This is a genomic window from Chryseobacterium sp. MFBS3-17, assembly GCF_020687745.1.
Classification (GTDB): domain Bacteria; phylum Bacteroidota; class Bacteroidia; order Flavobacteriales; family Weeksellaceae; genus Marnyiella.
In genome coordinates, this window is the sequence record NZ_JAJEWK010000005.1 from 1 (window position 1) to 16,062 (window position 16,062).

At 44.3% G+C, this 16,062-nt stretch carries 13 protein-coding genes; 8 read left to right on the top strand and 5 right to left on the bottom strand.

Annotation, left to right across the window (positions count from 1 at the left end):
- The 3 genes from LKO26_RS02580 to LKO26_RS02590 form a co-directional block, all read right to left on the bottom strand.
- Window positions 1-362: DUF4280 domain-containing protein (locus LKO26_RS02580; RefSeq protein WP_227586274.1), on the bottom strand; the 362-nt coding region annotated here is incomplete at its 3' end.
- 220 nt (window positions 363-582) lie between these two features.
- The gene (locus tag LKO26_RS02585; RefSeq protein WP_227586275.1) at window positions 583-1,857 is read right to left on the bottom strand and encodes an aminotransferase class I/II-fold pyridoxal phosphate-dependent enzyme; all 1,275 of its coding nucleotides are present in this window, start codon (window positions 1,855-1,857) and stop codon (window positions 583-585) included.
- Between the two features lie 109 nt (window positions 1,858-1,966).
- The gene (locus tag LKO26_RS02590; protein ID WP_227586276.1) at window positions 1,967-3,004 is read right to left on the bottom strand and encodes a PLP-dependent cysteine synthase family protein; all 1,038 of its coding nucleotides are present in this window, start codon (window positions 3,002-3,004) and stop codon (window positions 1,967-1,969) included.
- 210 nt (window positions 3,005-3,214) lie between these two features.
- Between LKO26_RS02590 and LKO26_RS02595 the strand changes: the two genes are divergently transcribed.
- From LKO26_RS02595 to LKO26_RS02625, 7 genes are all read left to right on the top strand, one after another.
- A complete protein-coding gene (locus LKO26_RS02595) occupies window positions 3,215-6,700 on the top strand; it encodes a DUF2723 domain-containing protein (RefSeq protein WP_227586277.1) in 3,486 nt (1,161 codons plus the stop codon).
- Between the two features lie 67 nt (window positions 6,701-6,767).
- Window positions 6,768-7,295, top strand: a complete 528-nt coding sequence (locus LKO26_RS02600) for a DUF1697 domain-containing protein (RefSeq protein ID WP_227586278.1) — start codon at window positions 6,768-6,770, stop codon at window positions 7,293-7,295.
- A 25-nt stretch (window positions 7,296-7,320) separates the two neighbouring features.
- Window positions 7,321-8,163: a hypothetical protein gene (locus LKO26_RS02605; protein WP_227586279.1), complete on the top strand. Its 843-nt coding sequence runs from the start codon at window positions 7,321-7,323 to the stop codon at window positions 8,161-8,163.
- Complete coding sequence (kdsA, locus tag LKO26_RS02610; protein ID WP_227586280.1) at window positions 8,160-8,969, top strand: 3-deoxy-8-phosphooctulonate synthase; 810 nt, start codon at window positions 8,160-8,162, stop codon at window positions 8,967-8,969. The genes LKO26_RS02605 and kdsA overlap by 4 nt, the downstream gene beginning before the upstream one ends.
- Window positions 8,970-9,013: 44 nt before the next feature.
- Window positions 9,014-11,233: a TonB-dependent receptor plug domain-containing protein gene (locus LKO26_RS02615; RefSeq protein WP_227586281.1), complete on the top strand. Its 2,220-nt coding sequence runs from the start codon at window positions 9,014-9,016 to the stop codon at window positions 11,231-11,233.
- 253 nt (window positions 11,234-11,486) lie between these two features.
- Entirely contained in the window at window positions 11,487-11,978 is a 492-nt protein-coding gene (locus LKO26_RS02620) for a hypothetical protein (RefSeq protein ID WP_227586282.1), read from the top strand.
- Window positions 11,979-12,042: 64 nt separating this feature from the next.
- Window positions 12,043-12,786, top strand: a complete 744-nt coding sequence (locus tag LKO26_RS02625) for an NUDIX hydrolase (protein ID WP_227586283.1) — start codon at window positions 12,043-12,045, stop codon at window positions 12,784-12,786.
- Window positions 12,787-12,805: 19 nt separating this feature from the next.
- Here LKO26_RS02625 and LKO26_RS02630 read toward each other — a convergent pair whose 3' ends face one another.
- Window positions 12,806-13,834 carry a threonine aldolase family protein gene (locus LKO26_RS02630; protein ID WP_227586284.1) on the bottom strand — a complete coding sequence of 343 codons (1,029 nt, stop codon included), beginning with the start codon at window positions 13,832-13,834 and terminating at the stop codon, window positions 12,806-12,808.
- A gap of 88 nt (window positions 13,835-13,922) precedes the next feature.
- On the opposite strand from LKO26_RS02630, the gene LKO26_RS02635 reads away from it, so the two are divergent.
- Window positions 13,923-14,573 carry a metal-dependent transcriptional regulator gene (locus LKO26_RS02635; RefSeq protein WP_227586285.1) on the top strand — a complete coding sequence of 217 codons (651 nt, stop codon included), beginning with the start codon at window positions 13,923-13,925 and terminating at the stop codon, window positions 14,571-14,573.
- An 87-nt stretch (window positions 14,574-14,660) separates the two neighbouring features.
- Here LKO26_RS02635 and LKO26_RS02640 read toward each other — a convergent pair whose 3' ends face one another.
- Window positions 14,661-16,037: a hypothetical protein gene (locus LKO26_RS02640; RefSeq protein ID WP_227586286.1), complete on the bottom strand. Its 1,377-nt coding sequence runs from the start codon at window positions 16,035-16,037 to the stop codon at window positions 14,661-14,663.
- Window positions 16,038-16,062: the final 25 nt, after the last annotated feature.

Genomic DNA, 16,062 nt, shown 5'->3' on the forward strand with positions numbered 1-16,062 from the left:
TGCTTTAGAATTGTAATCTTGCCGCCCACGGTACATTGCAGTTCGGAGATTTCGGTTACGCAACTTTTGCCCATGACTTTTACCTGGTCATAAGTTTTCTGCCACTTGCCGGCCGGCGCGTAGGTGCAGGGCAGATAGCCGCCGGATGTGGGCTTGAGTTTGCAGTTCCCAAAGGGCATAGCGGGCGGATCCAGCATCAGGTCATCCTCAGTCACGGCCAGAAAATCTGCCTGTCCATCGGCGTCATTCCAGTAATGCTTCTGATGGCTGGTCACCTTAAAAGCAGGAAACTGAAACCCCTGATTGCACTGGCAGGTTCCTTTCTGTACCACAAAATGTTTTCCGTCATGAGGTGAAGCCATAGCCAAAGATTTTCAGGGTTCTACAAATAACAGATTAAAGCTAATCAAAATCTCTTTTACAAAAAGTAGTAGAATTACGACAATTTTTGAAAAATGAAACTAGATAGGTATGCAGTGGCTTCTGCAGTTGAATGTGAAAAGAAAAAACCGTCTGAATATTCAGACGGTTACCTTAAAGTATTGCATGCACAAAAGTAGTGTAATGTGCTTAAAATCAATATTAAATCGGTTTGAAACTCAGGTTTTGTTCTTCCAGTAGCTTCTCAGATTGCTCTCTGTAGAATCCATTCACCAGTTTATCATGAATGGCATCAAAAGCATCCAGTGTTTCGTTGATTTCCGCATCGGTATGAGAGGCAGTAGGAATCAGTCTCAGCAGAATCATGCCTTTCGGGATTACCGGGTATACCACTACAGAAGTGAATATTCCGAAATTCTCGCGAAGATCTTTTACCAGAAGGGTAGCTTCTACCGGTGAACCCTGCATCATAACGGGCGTTACGCAGGTATTGGTATTCCCCAGGTTGAATCCTCTTTCCTTCAGACCGTTTTGCAGTTTGTTTACATTTTCCCAAAGCTTGGCTTTGATTTCCGGTCTGGAGCGCAATAGTTCCAGACGCTTCAGTCCGCCAATCACCATCGGCATGGTCAGAGATTTTGCGAAAACCTGAGAACGAAGGTTATATTTTAAAATTCTGATGATGTCATGATCTCCTGCAATGAATGCTCCGAAACCGGCCATAGACTTTGCAAAAGTTGAAAAATAAACATCGATTTGATCCTGGCAGCCTTGTTCTTCGCCTGCCCCAGCTCCTGTTTTTCCTAAGGTTCCGAAACCATGGGCGTCATCTACCAAAAGTCTGAAGTTAAATTTGGATTTCAGATCACAGATTTCTTTCAGTTTTCCCTGCATTCCGCGCATTCCGAATACTCCTTCGGTAATCACCAGAATTCCGCCGCCGTTTTCTTCGGCTACTTTTTCTGCACGTGCCAGATTTTTCTCCAGGCTCACCATATCGTTGTGTTTGAAGGTGAAACTTTTGCCCATGTGCAGGCGTACACCATCTACAATACAAGCGTGGGAATCTGCGTCATAGACAATGACATCATGACGGGAAACAAGTGCATCAATAGTAGAAACCATTCCCTGGTATCCGAAGTTCAGCAGGTATGCAGATTCTTTGCCTACAAACTCTGCCAGTTCACGCTCCAGCTGGTTGTGCTGAGCGGTTTCTCCGGACATGGCACGTGCGCCCATGGGGTAAAACATGCCGAACTCTGCAGCCGCTTTGGCATCTGCTTCCAGCACTTCGGGGTGGTTACACAGTCCCAGATAGTCATTGGCGCTCCAGAAAATTACTTCTTTTCCCTGAAACATCATACGAGGCCCAATAGGACCGTCCAGTTTCGGGAATACAAAATACCCTTCGCCATAATCGGCAAATTGTCCCAGCGGACCAGGATTTTGTCTCAATCTATCGAAAATATCTACCATGTATAGTTGAATTTTTTAGGTGAAAATTATTGTTGCAAATGTAACGAAAATCGTACAGATAAAAAAGCCCTTTGTACTGAACAAAAGGCCTTACCGCAGCGGTTTTTTCTTATTTGATGTATTCTGTTTTGAAAACTTCTTCGTAGTTATGTACACAGTTGTTCACAAAGCCTTGCTGTTGCATCCACTCGTCACTGTACACTTTGGTCAGGTATCTGGAGCCATGATCGGGATAAATGAGTACCACCAGGTCATGTTGATTAAAAGGATTGCTCTGTGCATATTGAATCAGTCCCTGGGTTACAGCGCCACAGGTATAGCCGCCCATGATGGCCTCTTTCAGTGCGATTTCGCGGGTGCGGTACGCAGACATTTCGTCGTTCACCTTTACAAACTGATCTATTTTGTCAAAAAGAAGAGCTGTGGGAATCAGGTTTTTACCCATTCCTTCAATCTGGTACGGTTTAATGTCGTCTTTGTTTATTTTTCCGGTTTCGTGATAGCCTTTCAGAATGGAACCATCTGCATCTACACCAATGATTTTGATGTCCGGATTTTGTTCTTTCAGAAATTTGGCAGATCCGCTGAGCGTGCCGCCGGTTCCTGTACAGGCAAAAAGATGCGTAATCTTTCCATGAGTCTGTTCCCAGATTTCAGGACCGGTAGTCTGGTAGTGCGCATCAATATTCAGTTCGTTAAAATACTGATTAATGTACACGGAATTCGGCGTTTCTGAAGCAATTCTCTTCGCTACCTCGTAGTAGGAACGGGGATCATCTGCAGGAACGTTTGCCGGACACACGTATACCTGTGCTCCCAATGCCTTCAGGTATGCTATTTTTTCTGCTTTAGTCTTGTCACTGACGGCAAGGATGCATTTATAACCTTTTACAATTGAAACCATGGCAACAGAAAAACCTGTGTTGCCAGAGGTGGTTTCCACAATAACCGAATCAGACTTCAGGATTCCCTTTTCTTCCGCACGGTTGATGATGTGCAGCGCAATTCTGTCTTTGGTAGAATGTCCGGGATTGAAGGATTCTAATTTGGCATAAATGGTTGCCGGAATATCTTTGGTTACCGTATTGAGTTTCACCAGTGGGGTGTGCCCAATAAGTCCCAGAATATCATTGTAAACGTTGTTCATTTATTTCTTTTTCTGTAAAAAAACCGACGACAAAATTACAAAAAATTATTTTATAGGCTTATTTCAGGGATTTGTTTTATGCTGCAGCGCATTGAAATCATCAGAAGCCCCCGTGATCATCTGGTGAAAACCTGCAGATATATGGATTCTTTTTGCAAAAGAAGTCTTAAATGAAGGAAAAATCTTATTTTCGCAACATTGTAGATTATTATGAAAAACTGGACTTTTAAAAGATGGAACACCGTCCTGGGCTGGGTGGTCTTTGCCATTTCATTCTTTACCTATCTTTCCACCATAGAACCCAATCTCAGTTTCTGGGACACGGGTGAGTATATTGCCTCTGCAGTAAAACTGGAGGTTACCCATGCGCCGGGTGCGGCTCTCTTTCAGTTGGTAGGTGCCGTGGCGGCCATGTTCGCATTTGGCAACGGGGAGAACTATTCGGTAGTCATCAATTCCATGTCGGCACTCTTCAGCGCATTCACCATATTATTCCTCTTCTGGACCATCACCCATCTGGTGAGAAGATTGCTGAATAAAGATTTTGAAGAAATAACCAGACATCAGGAAATTTCTATACTTTTTGCAGGAATCATTGGTGCGCTCAGCTTTACTTTTTCAGATACCTTCTGGTTTTCGGCGGTAGAAGGAGAGGTGTACTCTATGGCTTCTATGTTTATTGCGCTCATTGTATGGCTCATTACCAAATGGGAAAATGAATACAGTGAACCGGATAATGAACGCTGGATCATCCTCATATTCTTTATAGTAGGGCTCTCAGTAGGGGTTCACATGATGGCCATGCTGGCTTTGCCTGCGGTTTGTCTAATCTATTATGCCAGAAATTATGACTTCAGCTGGAAGAGTTTTATCTGGGCCAATGTGATTACCCTGGGAATTCTTGCATTTGTGTTCAAGATTATTTTCCCGGTCATCATGACTTTGTTCGGCCGTCTGGAAATTTTCTTTGTCAATGGCATCGGACTGCCGTTCCACTCGGGAACCATTGCGGCATTTATTTTAATGGTAGCCGCTTGTTATTTCCTGCTGAAATATTCCCGGAAGTCCGGAAACAGAATCTTCAGAACAGCAGCCCTCTCTGTAGTATATATGATTATAGGTTTTTCCTGCTGGATGGTGATTCCCGTGCGGGCAAATGCCAACCCGCCTATGAACCTGAACAATCCGGATACCGCCATTGGTATGCTGGATTACTACAACCGGGAGCAGTATGGTGACTGGCCTACATTCTATGGTCAGAACTACACGGCTTATCTGGATGCCAACGGTATAGAAAAAAATGACGACGGAAGCTTCAAAAGCAAAAAAACCGGTGACATCTATGAAAAGGATGAAACCACCGGAACCTACAGAAAAACCGGAGAGCGGTTCAACTATGTCTATGCAAAAGAGCATGTCAGTTTAATGCCCAGAATGTTTAACGAAGACAAAAACGTAATGGCCAATTATGTGTCCATGTACGGTGCACCCGATTTTTCCTTTAATTATAATAATCCCGATATAGCAGACAGCCCGGAAGCCAGAAGAATTTTTGATGAATTAAGGGCGAAATATGAGGACGGGACCATACGGGCAGCAGATTATCTGGAGGTGAGACCTTATAATCTCATCAATGTGCAGCGGCCTTCGCTGGCCCAGAATATGGATTATTTCTTCAGCTTTCAGAATAACTATTACTTCATTCGCTACCTCATGTGGAATTTCGTGGGCCGCCAGAATGATCTGGAAGGCAACATGGAAAACACGCACGGCAACTGGATTTCCGGCATTTCATTCATAGACAATGCACGGCTGGGAGATCAGGCAGAATTGCCGGCGAAATTCAAAAATCAAAGCACTGTAGCCTTTTATTTCCTGCCATTAATCCTCGCCATTATCGGATTCTTCTTCCAGCTCAACCGTGATTTCGGAAGATTTTATGCCATTCTTTCCCTGTTTATCCTGACCAGTGTGGGCATTATCTTCTATACCGGTGTGAAACCTTTTGAACCGCGGGAACGGGATTATGCCATGGTAGGATCCTTCTATGCTGTTGCCATCTGGATCGGAATGGGAGCCGCTGCCATTCTGTGGTTTTTACAATCCAGAATAAAGTCCAATGCGGTCAATATTGTGGCCGGAGTGGTACTCATGGGCATTCCGCTGATGATGGGTTTCAAAAATTACGCCCCTCATGACCGCAGTGACCGCTATACCGCTTATGATTATGCCTATTCCGTTTTAAAATCATTGCAGAAAAACAATATACTTTTTGTGTATGGGGACAATGATACCTATCCCGTATGGGGAATGCAGGAAACCGAACGTTTCCGGGATGATGTGAAAGTGGTGAATTTCACACTACTTTCCACCCCATGGAATATAGACCAGGTGAGGAGAAAAACCTACAATGCCGATGCGGTGCCGCATTCTATGACCCACGAAGATTACCGGGACGGAACCAATGACCAGATTGTTATTTTTGATGCTGAAAGTCTGGACGGATTCATCAAAAGTCAGGTACAGCAGGGTGCGCCGGCAGCCATTTTTGAACCCTTTATGAAATATGTGGCACAGGATTCAATGACGGTGAAGGAAGCCATGGATTTCATTAAAGTGAAAAGCCCGGAGAAAGATGCCGTACTGAAAATGCTCTTTGGCGAAAGTAAATATGAACGCTTTAATTTCCTGCCGGTTTCCAATTTTGTGATTCCGGTGAATAAGCAAAATGCGGTGAAAGCAGGAATCATCAAAGCATCTGACCTGCCTGAGACGGTAGATCAGATTACGGTGAATTACACCCGCGGAACGATGTTTAAAAATAACCTGATGTTACTGGATATTCTGGCTAATTTTGACTGGAAAAGAGCCATTAACTTCTCTAACGGCGGGGTTTATGACAGTGAAAATATTTTCTATCTGGATGATTATCTGCAGTATGACGGCTTCAGCTACCGCCTGGTGCCCATCAAAACACCGGTCAGAGAAGATGGTGAAATAGGCAGGGTAGATCCGCAATCGCTCTATAATGTGCTAAAAAACTTCAGATGGGGCAATTTTAAAGATACCAGTGTCCATTTTGATCCCACAGCCACTTCCAATATCATGGGTTACAGAAACTCGGCCAGCAGAGCCGCAGAAGCCCTGGCACTGGCAGGACAAAAGCAGAAAGCGCTGGAGATTCTGGACATAGCCTCGCGTGAAATTCCGGTTTCCAAATATAATGAGGCCCGCTCCCTCAGTTCCATTGCCTATGCCTACATCATAGCCGGCGAAGAGAAAAAAGGTCTGGAGCTGGCAGAGCAACTTAAAAAAGGAGTTTTTGAAGAATATGATTATTACCGGAATCTGCCGGCAGATAAACAGAGGTTTGTGAACAGGCAAATGCGGACCAAAACCATGGAATATTCTATGGTGGTGGCTGCCGTAAGTGATGCGTATAACCGCACCGGCAAGCCGGAAAAAGGCTATCAGTATCTTCTGAAATCGCTGGAACCGGTAGATCAGCGCTTCAATACCTTCATTAAGGATCTGGAGCAGATGGGCAAAGAAAAAGCCTTCCGGGAGTCGCAGAAAGTGCAGCAGATTACGCCTTTCTACAGTTTCCTGTTTGATGTGATGCAGCCGTATGACACGACTTATGCTACAGAAAAAGAGGAACAGATTACCAGAGCGATTATGAATGTGACGCAATAAAAAATACTACAGTGGTAAGTTCTCCGGACTTACCATTGGTTTTTGAACGGAATAAATTCTTTGACTGATGAGATATTGTGCTTTCCTGCGTGGGGTTAATGTGAACGGAACTTCCATGAAAATGGCAGACGTTTGCCGTGTTTTTGAAAAGGCCGGAATGAAAGATGTTTCGTCGGTGCTGGCCAGCGGCAATATTATTTTCAGTTCAGAAAAAGCACCTTGTGATTTAAAAATCATTTTAGAGAAAGCCATGTCTGAACGGTTCAGTTACGATGCTTTTTTATTTTTAAAAACAGAGGAAGAGGTAGCAGAAATAGGGAATGCAAATCCTTTTACCGCCAGTGAGAGCAGTCATATTTACGCATTTATCGGAAACGAAGGTTTGCACCGGCTGCTCGCAGCGGAATTTGAACAATCGGCCACCATGGCAGGAGAACAGGGCGCTGTAGCAGGAACTACCTTCTACTGGAAGATTCCCAAGGGCAATACACTGGGATCGGAGTTCGGTAAGATTTTAGGCCGGCAAGCACTGAAGTCTCAGCTGACCAGCAGAAACATCAATACTTTCGAAAAGATTATGAAGAAGTTTTTGTAATTTTAATGTTTAAAAAGCTACGGACATGAAAACTCTTCTAACTCTTGCTGTTCTGATGATCAGTTATTTAGCGTTCGCACAAAAACCGGATCAGCTTACCTTTGACCGCGTAGTGCCGACTCAGGAAAATCAATACGTGGCGGTACCTGCAGATGACAAAAAGGAGCTGATGCATTTCGGTTTCATTTACTTTGACCAGAAAAACGGTTTTGCCTTCCGCAAAATGGGCAACCTGAAAGCCGTAAACGGTAAACTGGAACTGACCAGAGTAGAAGAAAAGGTGCAGCTGATTGATAATCTGGGATTAAAATCTGCCAAAGTACCGGTAGAAGTCCTGAAAACCTTCGGAATCACCAGCAACCCGGACTGGCTGGCGCAGTACAAAAGCAACGCGCCCATGCAGGAGCAGTATCTGGCCCGTGCCTCGCAGATGAATGCCGTGGGCTATCACAAAATGGCGTTGCCGGTTCTTAAAAGATTATATGATGAGCAGTACCGGACTCCTCATCTGTACTACGAACTCACATTTGCGCACAATGCGGTCAATGATTTTAAAAATGCTGAATCAGTTGCAAAATCAGCGATACAGGATAAAAAAATTAATGATTTTCTGAGAAAGGAACTGATCTATGCTGTGGTGAATCAGGGCAGAATAAAAGAAGCAGACGATTTGTTGCAGACCTATATTCCTCAGTTTGAAAATCAGTTGAGCAAGGCAGAGGCCGTGTTTAATATGATACGCTTCAGCATACAGCATAAAGACAAATCCACAGCTGCCAGATGGCTGGATTTTTATAAAAAATCCGTCAACAATGAGCAGTTTAACAAGTATATTCCGCAATTAGAAAAAGCTTTAAACGAATTATGATACAATATTTAGACAATATTTCACACAAAAACTCATCCAATTTCTTCCTCATTGCCGGCCCGTGCATCATAGAAGGAGAGGATATGGCACTGAAGATCGCAGAGAAAGTATTAAAGATTACAGATCAACTTGGCATTCCGTACATCTTTAAAGGTAGTTTCAAAAAGGCCAATCGCAGCCGGGTAGATTCCTTTACCACCATTGGCGAGGAAAAATCACTGGAAATTCTGAAAAAAGTAGGGGAGACTTTCAATATTCCTACCACCACAGACATCCACGAAAATGAACATGCCGCATTGGCTGCCCAGTATGTGGATGTGCTCCAAATCCCTGCATTCCTGGTGCGCCAAACCGATCTGCTGGTGGCTGCTGCCAAAACCAATAAATGTGTATCCCTGAAAAAAGGCCAGTTTCTCTCGCCGGAAGCCATGAAATTTGCGGTGGAAAAAATTACAGATTCCGGAAATGCCAAAACAGCCATCATCGAACGGGGAACAACCTTTGGATATACTGATCTGGTGGTGGATTTCCGGGGAATCCCCGAGATGCAAAACTATGCGCCCGTCATTCTGGATGTAACCCACTCGCTGCAACAGCCCAATCAGAGCACCGGCGTTACAGGAGGACGGCCGGAACTGATAGAAACCATAGCCAAAGCCGGAATTGCGGTAGGAGCAGACGGTCTTTTTATAGAAACCCATCCGGATCCGGCATCTGCACTTTCAGACGGTGCCAATATGCTGAACCTGGCCCATCTGGAGGATTTACTGAAAAAACTGACCCGGGTGCGCGAAGCCATTCTGTAATCCGGTTAATTTTTTATATTTTTATTTCCTAAAAATTTTCTGATTTGAAAAGAACGATATTTCTCGCCGCAGGCATCCTGCCTACCTTATTTTTGTCTCAGCAAAAAGACACGCTGAAAACGCAGTCCATACAGGAGGTTGTTTTTCAGAAAAGAGGAACCCCACAGGACCTTACGGCAGTCACCATCAATGCCCGGGAGGCGTCCCAGATTCCGTCTATGGCGGGTGGGATAGAAGGACTCATTAAAACGCTGCCCTCCGTCAATTCCAATACCGAGCTCAGTTCTCAGTACATGGTGCGGGGTGGGAATTATGATGAAAACCTTATATACATTAATGACATAGAAATATACCGGCCTTTCCTCATCCGCAATTCCATGCAGGAGGGCATGAGCATCATTAATCCGGATATGGTTTCTGCGGTTAACTTTTCGGCAGGGGGTTTTGAAGCGAAATACGGCGATAAAATGTCGTCTGCACTCAATATTTACTACCGCGAGCCGAAGAAATTTGAGCTCGGGGGCGAGGCCAGTCTGATAGGAGGGAGGCTTTCTACCGGATTTGCCACCAAAAATCAAAAACTGACGGCACTGGTATCCGGCCGCTACCGGAATACCAATCTCATTCTGAACACTCTGAATGAAGATACGGATTTTAACCCCGTTTACATGGATCTGCAATCCTATCTGAACTATCATGTGAATGATAAATGGTCCTTGTCTTTCCTGGGATATTACTCCAAAAACGACTATGAAATGATTCCCAAAGCCAAGCAGGTGGAGTTCGGAACGGTGAATCAGCCCATTAAGGTCAATGTGTTTTATGGCGGCCGGGAAGATGACCGCTATAAAAATATGATGGGAACCTTTTCTGTGAATTATAAACCGGCAGAAAAATGGCAGGTCACGCTAGATGCATTCGGATACCAGAACCGCGAAAGAGAGTATTATACCATTGCTTCGGCGTATGTGCTGGAGGCTTTTGACCCCGTTACCGGAGATCCCGTGACGTCCTATGATGTGGGCGGACAGATAGACCATGCCCGGAATGACCTTTCGGTAAAAACCTATGGTGCACAGCTGCGCACCAAATTTATGCCCAATGTCAATTCCAATATCGAACTGGGACTGAAACTGGAAAAAGAAAAACTTCGGGATCTGACCAATGAATGGCGACTGGTAGATTCCCTGGGGTATAGTGTTCCCCGGGATGAAACCTTGCCCGGTGTACTGGATCCGAGTTCCATGGAACTCTATTACCACATGGCCGGCAACAACGATATAGAACCGGTAAGAAGCTCTGCCTATGCACAGTATTCCAATAAATTTTACTGGGGCCGCAGCCGGGCGTTTGTCAATGCGGGAGTAAGGGTAGCGCACTGGAGTTTCAATAAGGAAACCATCTTTTCGCCGAGGGCACAATTTGCCATCAAGCCGGACTGGAATGCAGATATGCTTTTCAGACTTGCTGCCGGCATCTATTATCAGCAGCCTTTTTACAAAGAAATCAAAGACCTGGACGGCAGTTTTAACCCCGATATTCAGTCTCAGCGCTCCATGCAGCTGATTCTAGCCAATGATTACGAATTTTTCATGTATGACCGGCCGTTTAAACTCACCACCGAGTTGTATTATAAGAAAATGGATCATCTGATTCCGTATTTTATGGACAATGTGCGGGTGCGCTATGCCGGAAACAATGATGCAAAAGGCTATGCGTATGGTATAGACGCCAGGTTGTTCGGTGAATTCGTGCCCGGTATCGATTCCTGGTTATCGGCCAGTTATGCCAGAACCTATGAGAACATTAACGAAAAAGGCTACATCCCGAGAGCGACAGATCAGCGGTTCCGGTTTGCGGTGTTCTATCAGGATTATATGCCCAAATTCCCGAAAATGCGGGTGAATCTCACCGGAGTTTTCGCCATGGGACTGCCTACCGGTGCGCCAGTTATGTTTGATGCCGCCGGACAGCCAAGTCTGGAAACCCGGTACGAATATCAGAAAACATTGCCATCTTATAAGCGGGTAGACATTGGTTTATCCTATGTTTTTATAGATCCGAAGGAAAAAAACAAAAACTGGGGCTTCTGGGGACAGTTCAGTGAGCTTACACTGGGACTACAGGTGTTTAATGCGTTCAATATTTACAATACGGTGGCCAACCAATGGGTTACGGATGTGAGCAATAATTACATTTATCCCGTTCCGGTAAATCTTACCGGCCGTTTCTTCAACGCCAAACTGGAATTTAAGTTCAAATAAATCCTGAACAAATTATAAACAGCCACATCTGGAGATGTGGTTTTTTTATTGATGGAATATGCGATTGGTGATTTTGAGGGATAAGGTGGATATAGGTAATAATCGTATTATTGCAATTATTACCCAATTTAACATAATATAAATTATAGGACATTTATAAAGCGGGAGATATTTCCATATCAACATGGGAATCTGAGGTGAAGTTCGGTCCATATCTGCAAATTTTATTAATTTAGACGGATAATTAAATCCTATGAAGAAATCTGTTTTTGTTGCGCTTATAGCCATCCTGGTGGTTCAGTGTAAAGAGAAAAAAGAAAAATTGAAAAATGATCATGCTGCAGATTCCATGGCGGTGAATACCAGTGAATTTGACATAGAAGCCATTCCGGAAAGTTGCTATATGGCAGCGTCCGGGAAAGATTCCCTGTTTGTGAAGTATAGTGACAACCTGGGGACCATCACCGGGAAAATGCATTATAAAAATTTTGAAAAAGACAGTTCATCCGGCGATATTGTCGGCATGTTTGACGGTGATACCCTTAAAGTGGATTATACGTTTCAGGCAGAAGGTACGCAGAGTACCAGAGAAATATGGTTCCTGAAAAAAGATGACCAGCTGATTGAAGGTATTGGCGAGTATGATGAATCCGGAGAAACCTACAAAGACGGTGCCCCCGTGAAGTTTGAGGGTCAGAAACTGCAAACGGCAGACTGCAAAACGTTTGGCAAGCATCTGAAGTAATTTAACATAATCTATATCCGTCAACTCCCGCTTTGCGGGTGTAAAGCGGATTTTTGATGTTACTATGAAATACAATGATATTAAAAATCACCAGAGCTTTGAAGAACTGCTGCAAACCAGACATTTTGTGCCGCATATTTCGGTAGACTGTCTGATTTTTGGTTTTCATAATCATAAACTGAAAGTGCTGCTGGTGAAATATCCGGAACTGAAACTTTGGTCGGTGCCGGGCGGATTTGTTTTCGAGGATGAAAATCTGGATGATGCCGCACACAGAACGCTTTATGAACGTACCGCGCTGGTAGATCTGTTCCTGGAGCAGTTTCACACTTTCGGGCGCATTAACCGCACGGATCTCAATAATCCGCACCGCATTTTGCTTCAAAACCGCAATATTTCAGTGGATGAAGACCACTGGATTCATCAGCGCTTCATTACCGTGGGATATTATGCGCTCATTGATTACTCCCTGGCACACACCTTTCCGGATTCCCTCAATGAATCCTGCGAATGGTTCGACGTGGATGCCCTCCCCGATATGGCTTTTGACCATGCAGAAATCGTGGAAAGTGCACTCTCCTATCTTCGCAAAAATTTGGATTACAAAATTGTAGGCAGCAACCTTCTGCCGGAAAAATTTACCATGAAGGAATTGCAAACCCTGTACGAAGCCATTTTAAATGAAAAGTTTCTCCGCAATAATTTTCAGCGTAAAATCCTGAGTTTGAATATGCTCCAGAGACTTGAAAAATATTACGACGGATCTGCCAATAAAGCCCCTTACTTATACCGGTTTTTAGAAAAGTAATGCCCTGAGCAGCCGGGATTTACAGGTTTTCTATTTCGCGTATCATGGCCGATACCGCTTCCGCATCGGTAGCCCACGACGTTACGATCCGCACGGCGGCCCGGTTTCCTTCCATTTCTTTCCAGATATAAAAATCGTAGCCGGACTGCAATTTTTGAATCTGCTGATGCGTGAGTACCGGAAAAATCTGATTGGTAAAGGTGTCTGCCAGAAATTTTATTCCCTTATCCTGAAACGCTTTTTTCAACCGCATGGCCTGTGCATTGGCGTACCGCGCAAGATCCAGATATAGGTCGTCCCGCAAAAGCTCCGTAAACTGCACACCAAGTACCCGGCCCTTGGCCAGCAAACCACCCTTTTGCTTCATGTGAAACTGAAAATCATTCTGAAGCCGGGGATTACAGATGACCACAGCCTCCCCTATCAGCGCACCGTTTTTGGTGCCGCCCAGGTAGAAAATATCCGTAAGGCGACTGATATCTGCCAGGGTGAGGTCACTGGTTTCGGCGGTCAGTGCATTGGCCAGTCGGGCACCATCCATGAAAAGCAGCAATTGATTTTTTTTGCAGTACCGGAATAAAGCGTTCAGTTCTTTACGGTTGTAATGGGTGCCGGTCTCGGTAGCATTAGAGATATAGACCATTCTGGGTTTCACCTGATGCGGAAAATTTTGGTGAGCAGCCAGAATGCTGCTGATGTCTGAAACGCGGAGTTTGCCGTCTGTAACCGGCACGGCATGCACTTTATGACCGGTAGCTTCTATGGCGCCGGTTTCGTGATGACAGATGTGCCCGGTCTCTGCAGCTATCACGCTTTCATGCGGACGCAGCATGGCAGAGATGATGGTGAGATTGGCCAGTGTTCCGCCGGCAATCAGGTAGATTCTGGCTTTGGGATGATTTATTTTTTCGGTAAGTAAAGCGATGGCTTCCTGTGAAAAATCATCGGCTCCGTATCCGGCCTGGCAGCTGGCATTGGTCCGCAGCAACGCTTCCAGAATCTTCGGATGCGCTCCTTCTGAGTAATCGTTTTTAAAGGAATATTTCATGGCTTAAATTTAACTATTAATCCGTATCAAAAGCATGGTGACGTTCCATAAAAAAATGTTAGTTTTGTATTTAATTTAATCTAACATTTTGAGAAATACCCTCACCGAAGAAAATTACCTGAAGGCCATTTTTCACCTGAAAAATGAAGATCACACCGTCACTGTGAGCGAACTGAGCAAGTTTCTGAATGTGAAAATGCCCTCTGTGAATAACATGATGAAGAAGTTTGCCGATAAGAAGTGGGTGATGTATGAAACCTATCAGCCGCTGATTATTACAGACAAAGGAATGAAAGAAGCCTCGTTGGTGGTCCGTAAACACAGACTTACAGAGATGTTTCTGGTAGAACGCATGAATTTTGGGTGGGAAGATGTACACGAGATTGCCGAGCAGCTGGAACATGTGCACTCTACCCTCTTTTTTGATAAAATGGATGAGATTCTGAATTTCCCGAAGTTTGATCCGCATGGTGAGCCGATTCCGGACAAGGACGGCAATATTATTGCGCAGGATCTGAAAAAGCTGAGCAGTTGCCGGGTGGGCGACCGTGTGATTTTCAAAGCAGTGACTTACTCCAATCATGAATTTCTGAATTATCTGAACGACCGAAATATTACCCTGGAAACCGAAATGGAAATCCTGAAAATAGAAGATTTTGATCAGACGCTCCATGTCAGGACAGGTTCAGGATCTGTGATGCTGAGTCCCAGTGCGGCAGATAAAATACTGGTGAAATAAAAACAGTGCGGGATTTCCGCACTGTTTTATAAAGAATTGTTCTGTTTAATCCTTGGTCATTTTCAGAACTTTACAAAAAATTATTGATTAATTGGCTTTTGCCTTCAGCGCATCTTCCTTGGCCTTCATTTCTTTTGCTTTTACATCGTTCTGAAGGGATTGGTACATGCCTTTCAGCAGGGTAACTGCATCAAGGTTAGCCGGATTTGCAGCATGCCATTTTTCCAATACCGGAATTGCAGTTTTGAAACGTTCTCTTCTGCCTTCCAGTAATTTATTGGCCTGATCCATTTTGCCTGCTTTTCTCAGGGTTTGGTATTCGGCCATAGTAGCTTCATCATCTCCCATCAGTAAATAAGACAAATTCTGGTAGGCATTGTCCATCTTCGGATCCAGTTCCAGAGCTTTTCTGAACGCATTTTCAGCTTCAGATTTTAGCGCCGGGTCTTTGCTTTGCAGTACGCCCAGATTATACCAACTGAGTGCATCATTTGGATTTTTCTTCACATAATCCCTCAGTGATTCCACAAACTCAGAAGTTCTGCCGGCTTTGTAGTACGCATGACTCTGTAGTTCTGCCAGTCTCAGACTGTTTGGGAATTTCTTGAGACCTTTGTCTGCAATAAACGTGATGGCCTGGTCATATTTTTCATCTTCAATAAGCAGTGCCGCATACATATCATATAAATCCTGCTCGATGTTTTTAGAGGTCTCTGTTTTAAAATCACTGTAGTCTGCACTTTTCTTCAGAGCATCCCATGTTGCTTTATCCAGTGTTACTTCATTGCCCGTGGCTTTTTCTCTGGCGGTATAGGTGGTTTCCACACCGGTGTATCCCATGTCTATTAACTCGCCATAGGTTTCTATTGCTTTTGCATTATTCTTAGCGTAGGTGTAGCTTAAACCTGCATTATAAAGAATTTGCATATTATTCTGTCCGCCGGCTTTCAGCAGATTATAAGCTTCTCTGAATTTATCTCCGGCCACGCTGTAATTTTTGGCATTGTACGCGTCTATGGCAGCATTATTGGCTGACTGTAATAAAGGATTTACCACAGCCGCAAGCTTATCACCGGTTGTAGGGTTAAATCTTTCTTCCTTCAGTCCGGAAATGCCGGATGCATCTGCAGCCGCTTTCCCTACGTAATAAACTTTTTCTTTTCCGTTTTTCCCGGTATAGATGGCAGATTTGCCCAGGTCGCCTATTTTGGCCAGATAAGTGGCTCCCTCAATCGTTTTTCCTGATTTCAGCAGGGAAACACCTTTGGCAAAATAATACTGCTCCAGAACGGAGGGTTCCAGAAGATAGGTTTTTCCACCGATTGCATTTTCGGCAGCTGACAACTGGGTATTGGCAGTAGCAATATCTCCGGATTCTGCTGCTTTAAAAGCGGCACTCACTTCTTTTTTCTGAGCCAGCAAAAATGCAGGTACAAGCGCTAAGCTTAAAAATATTCTTTTCATTGCTGATAATATTTGAAATCGTTTT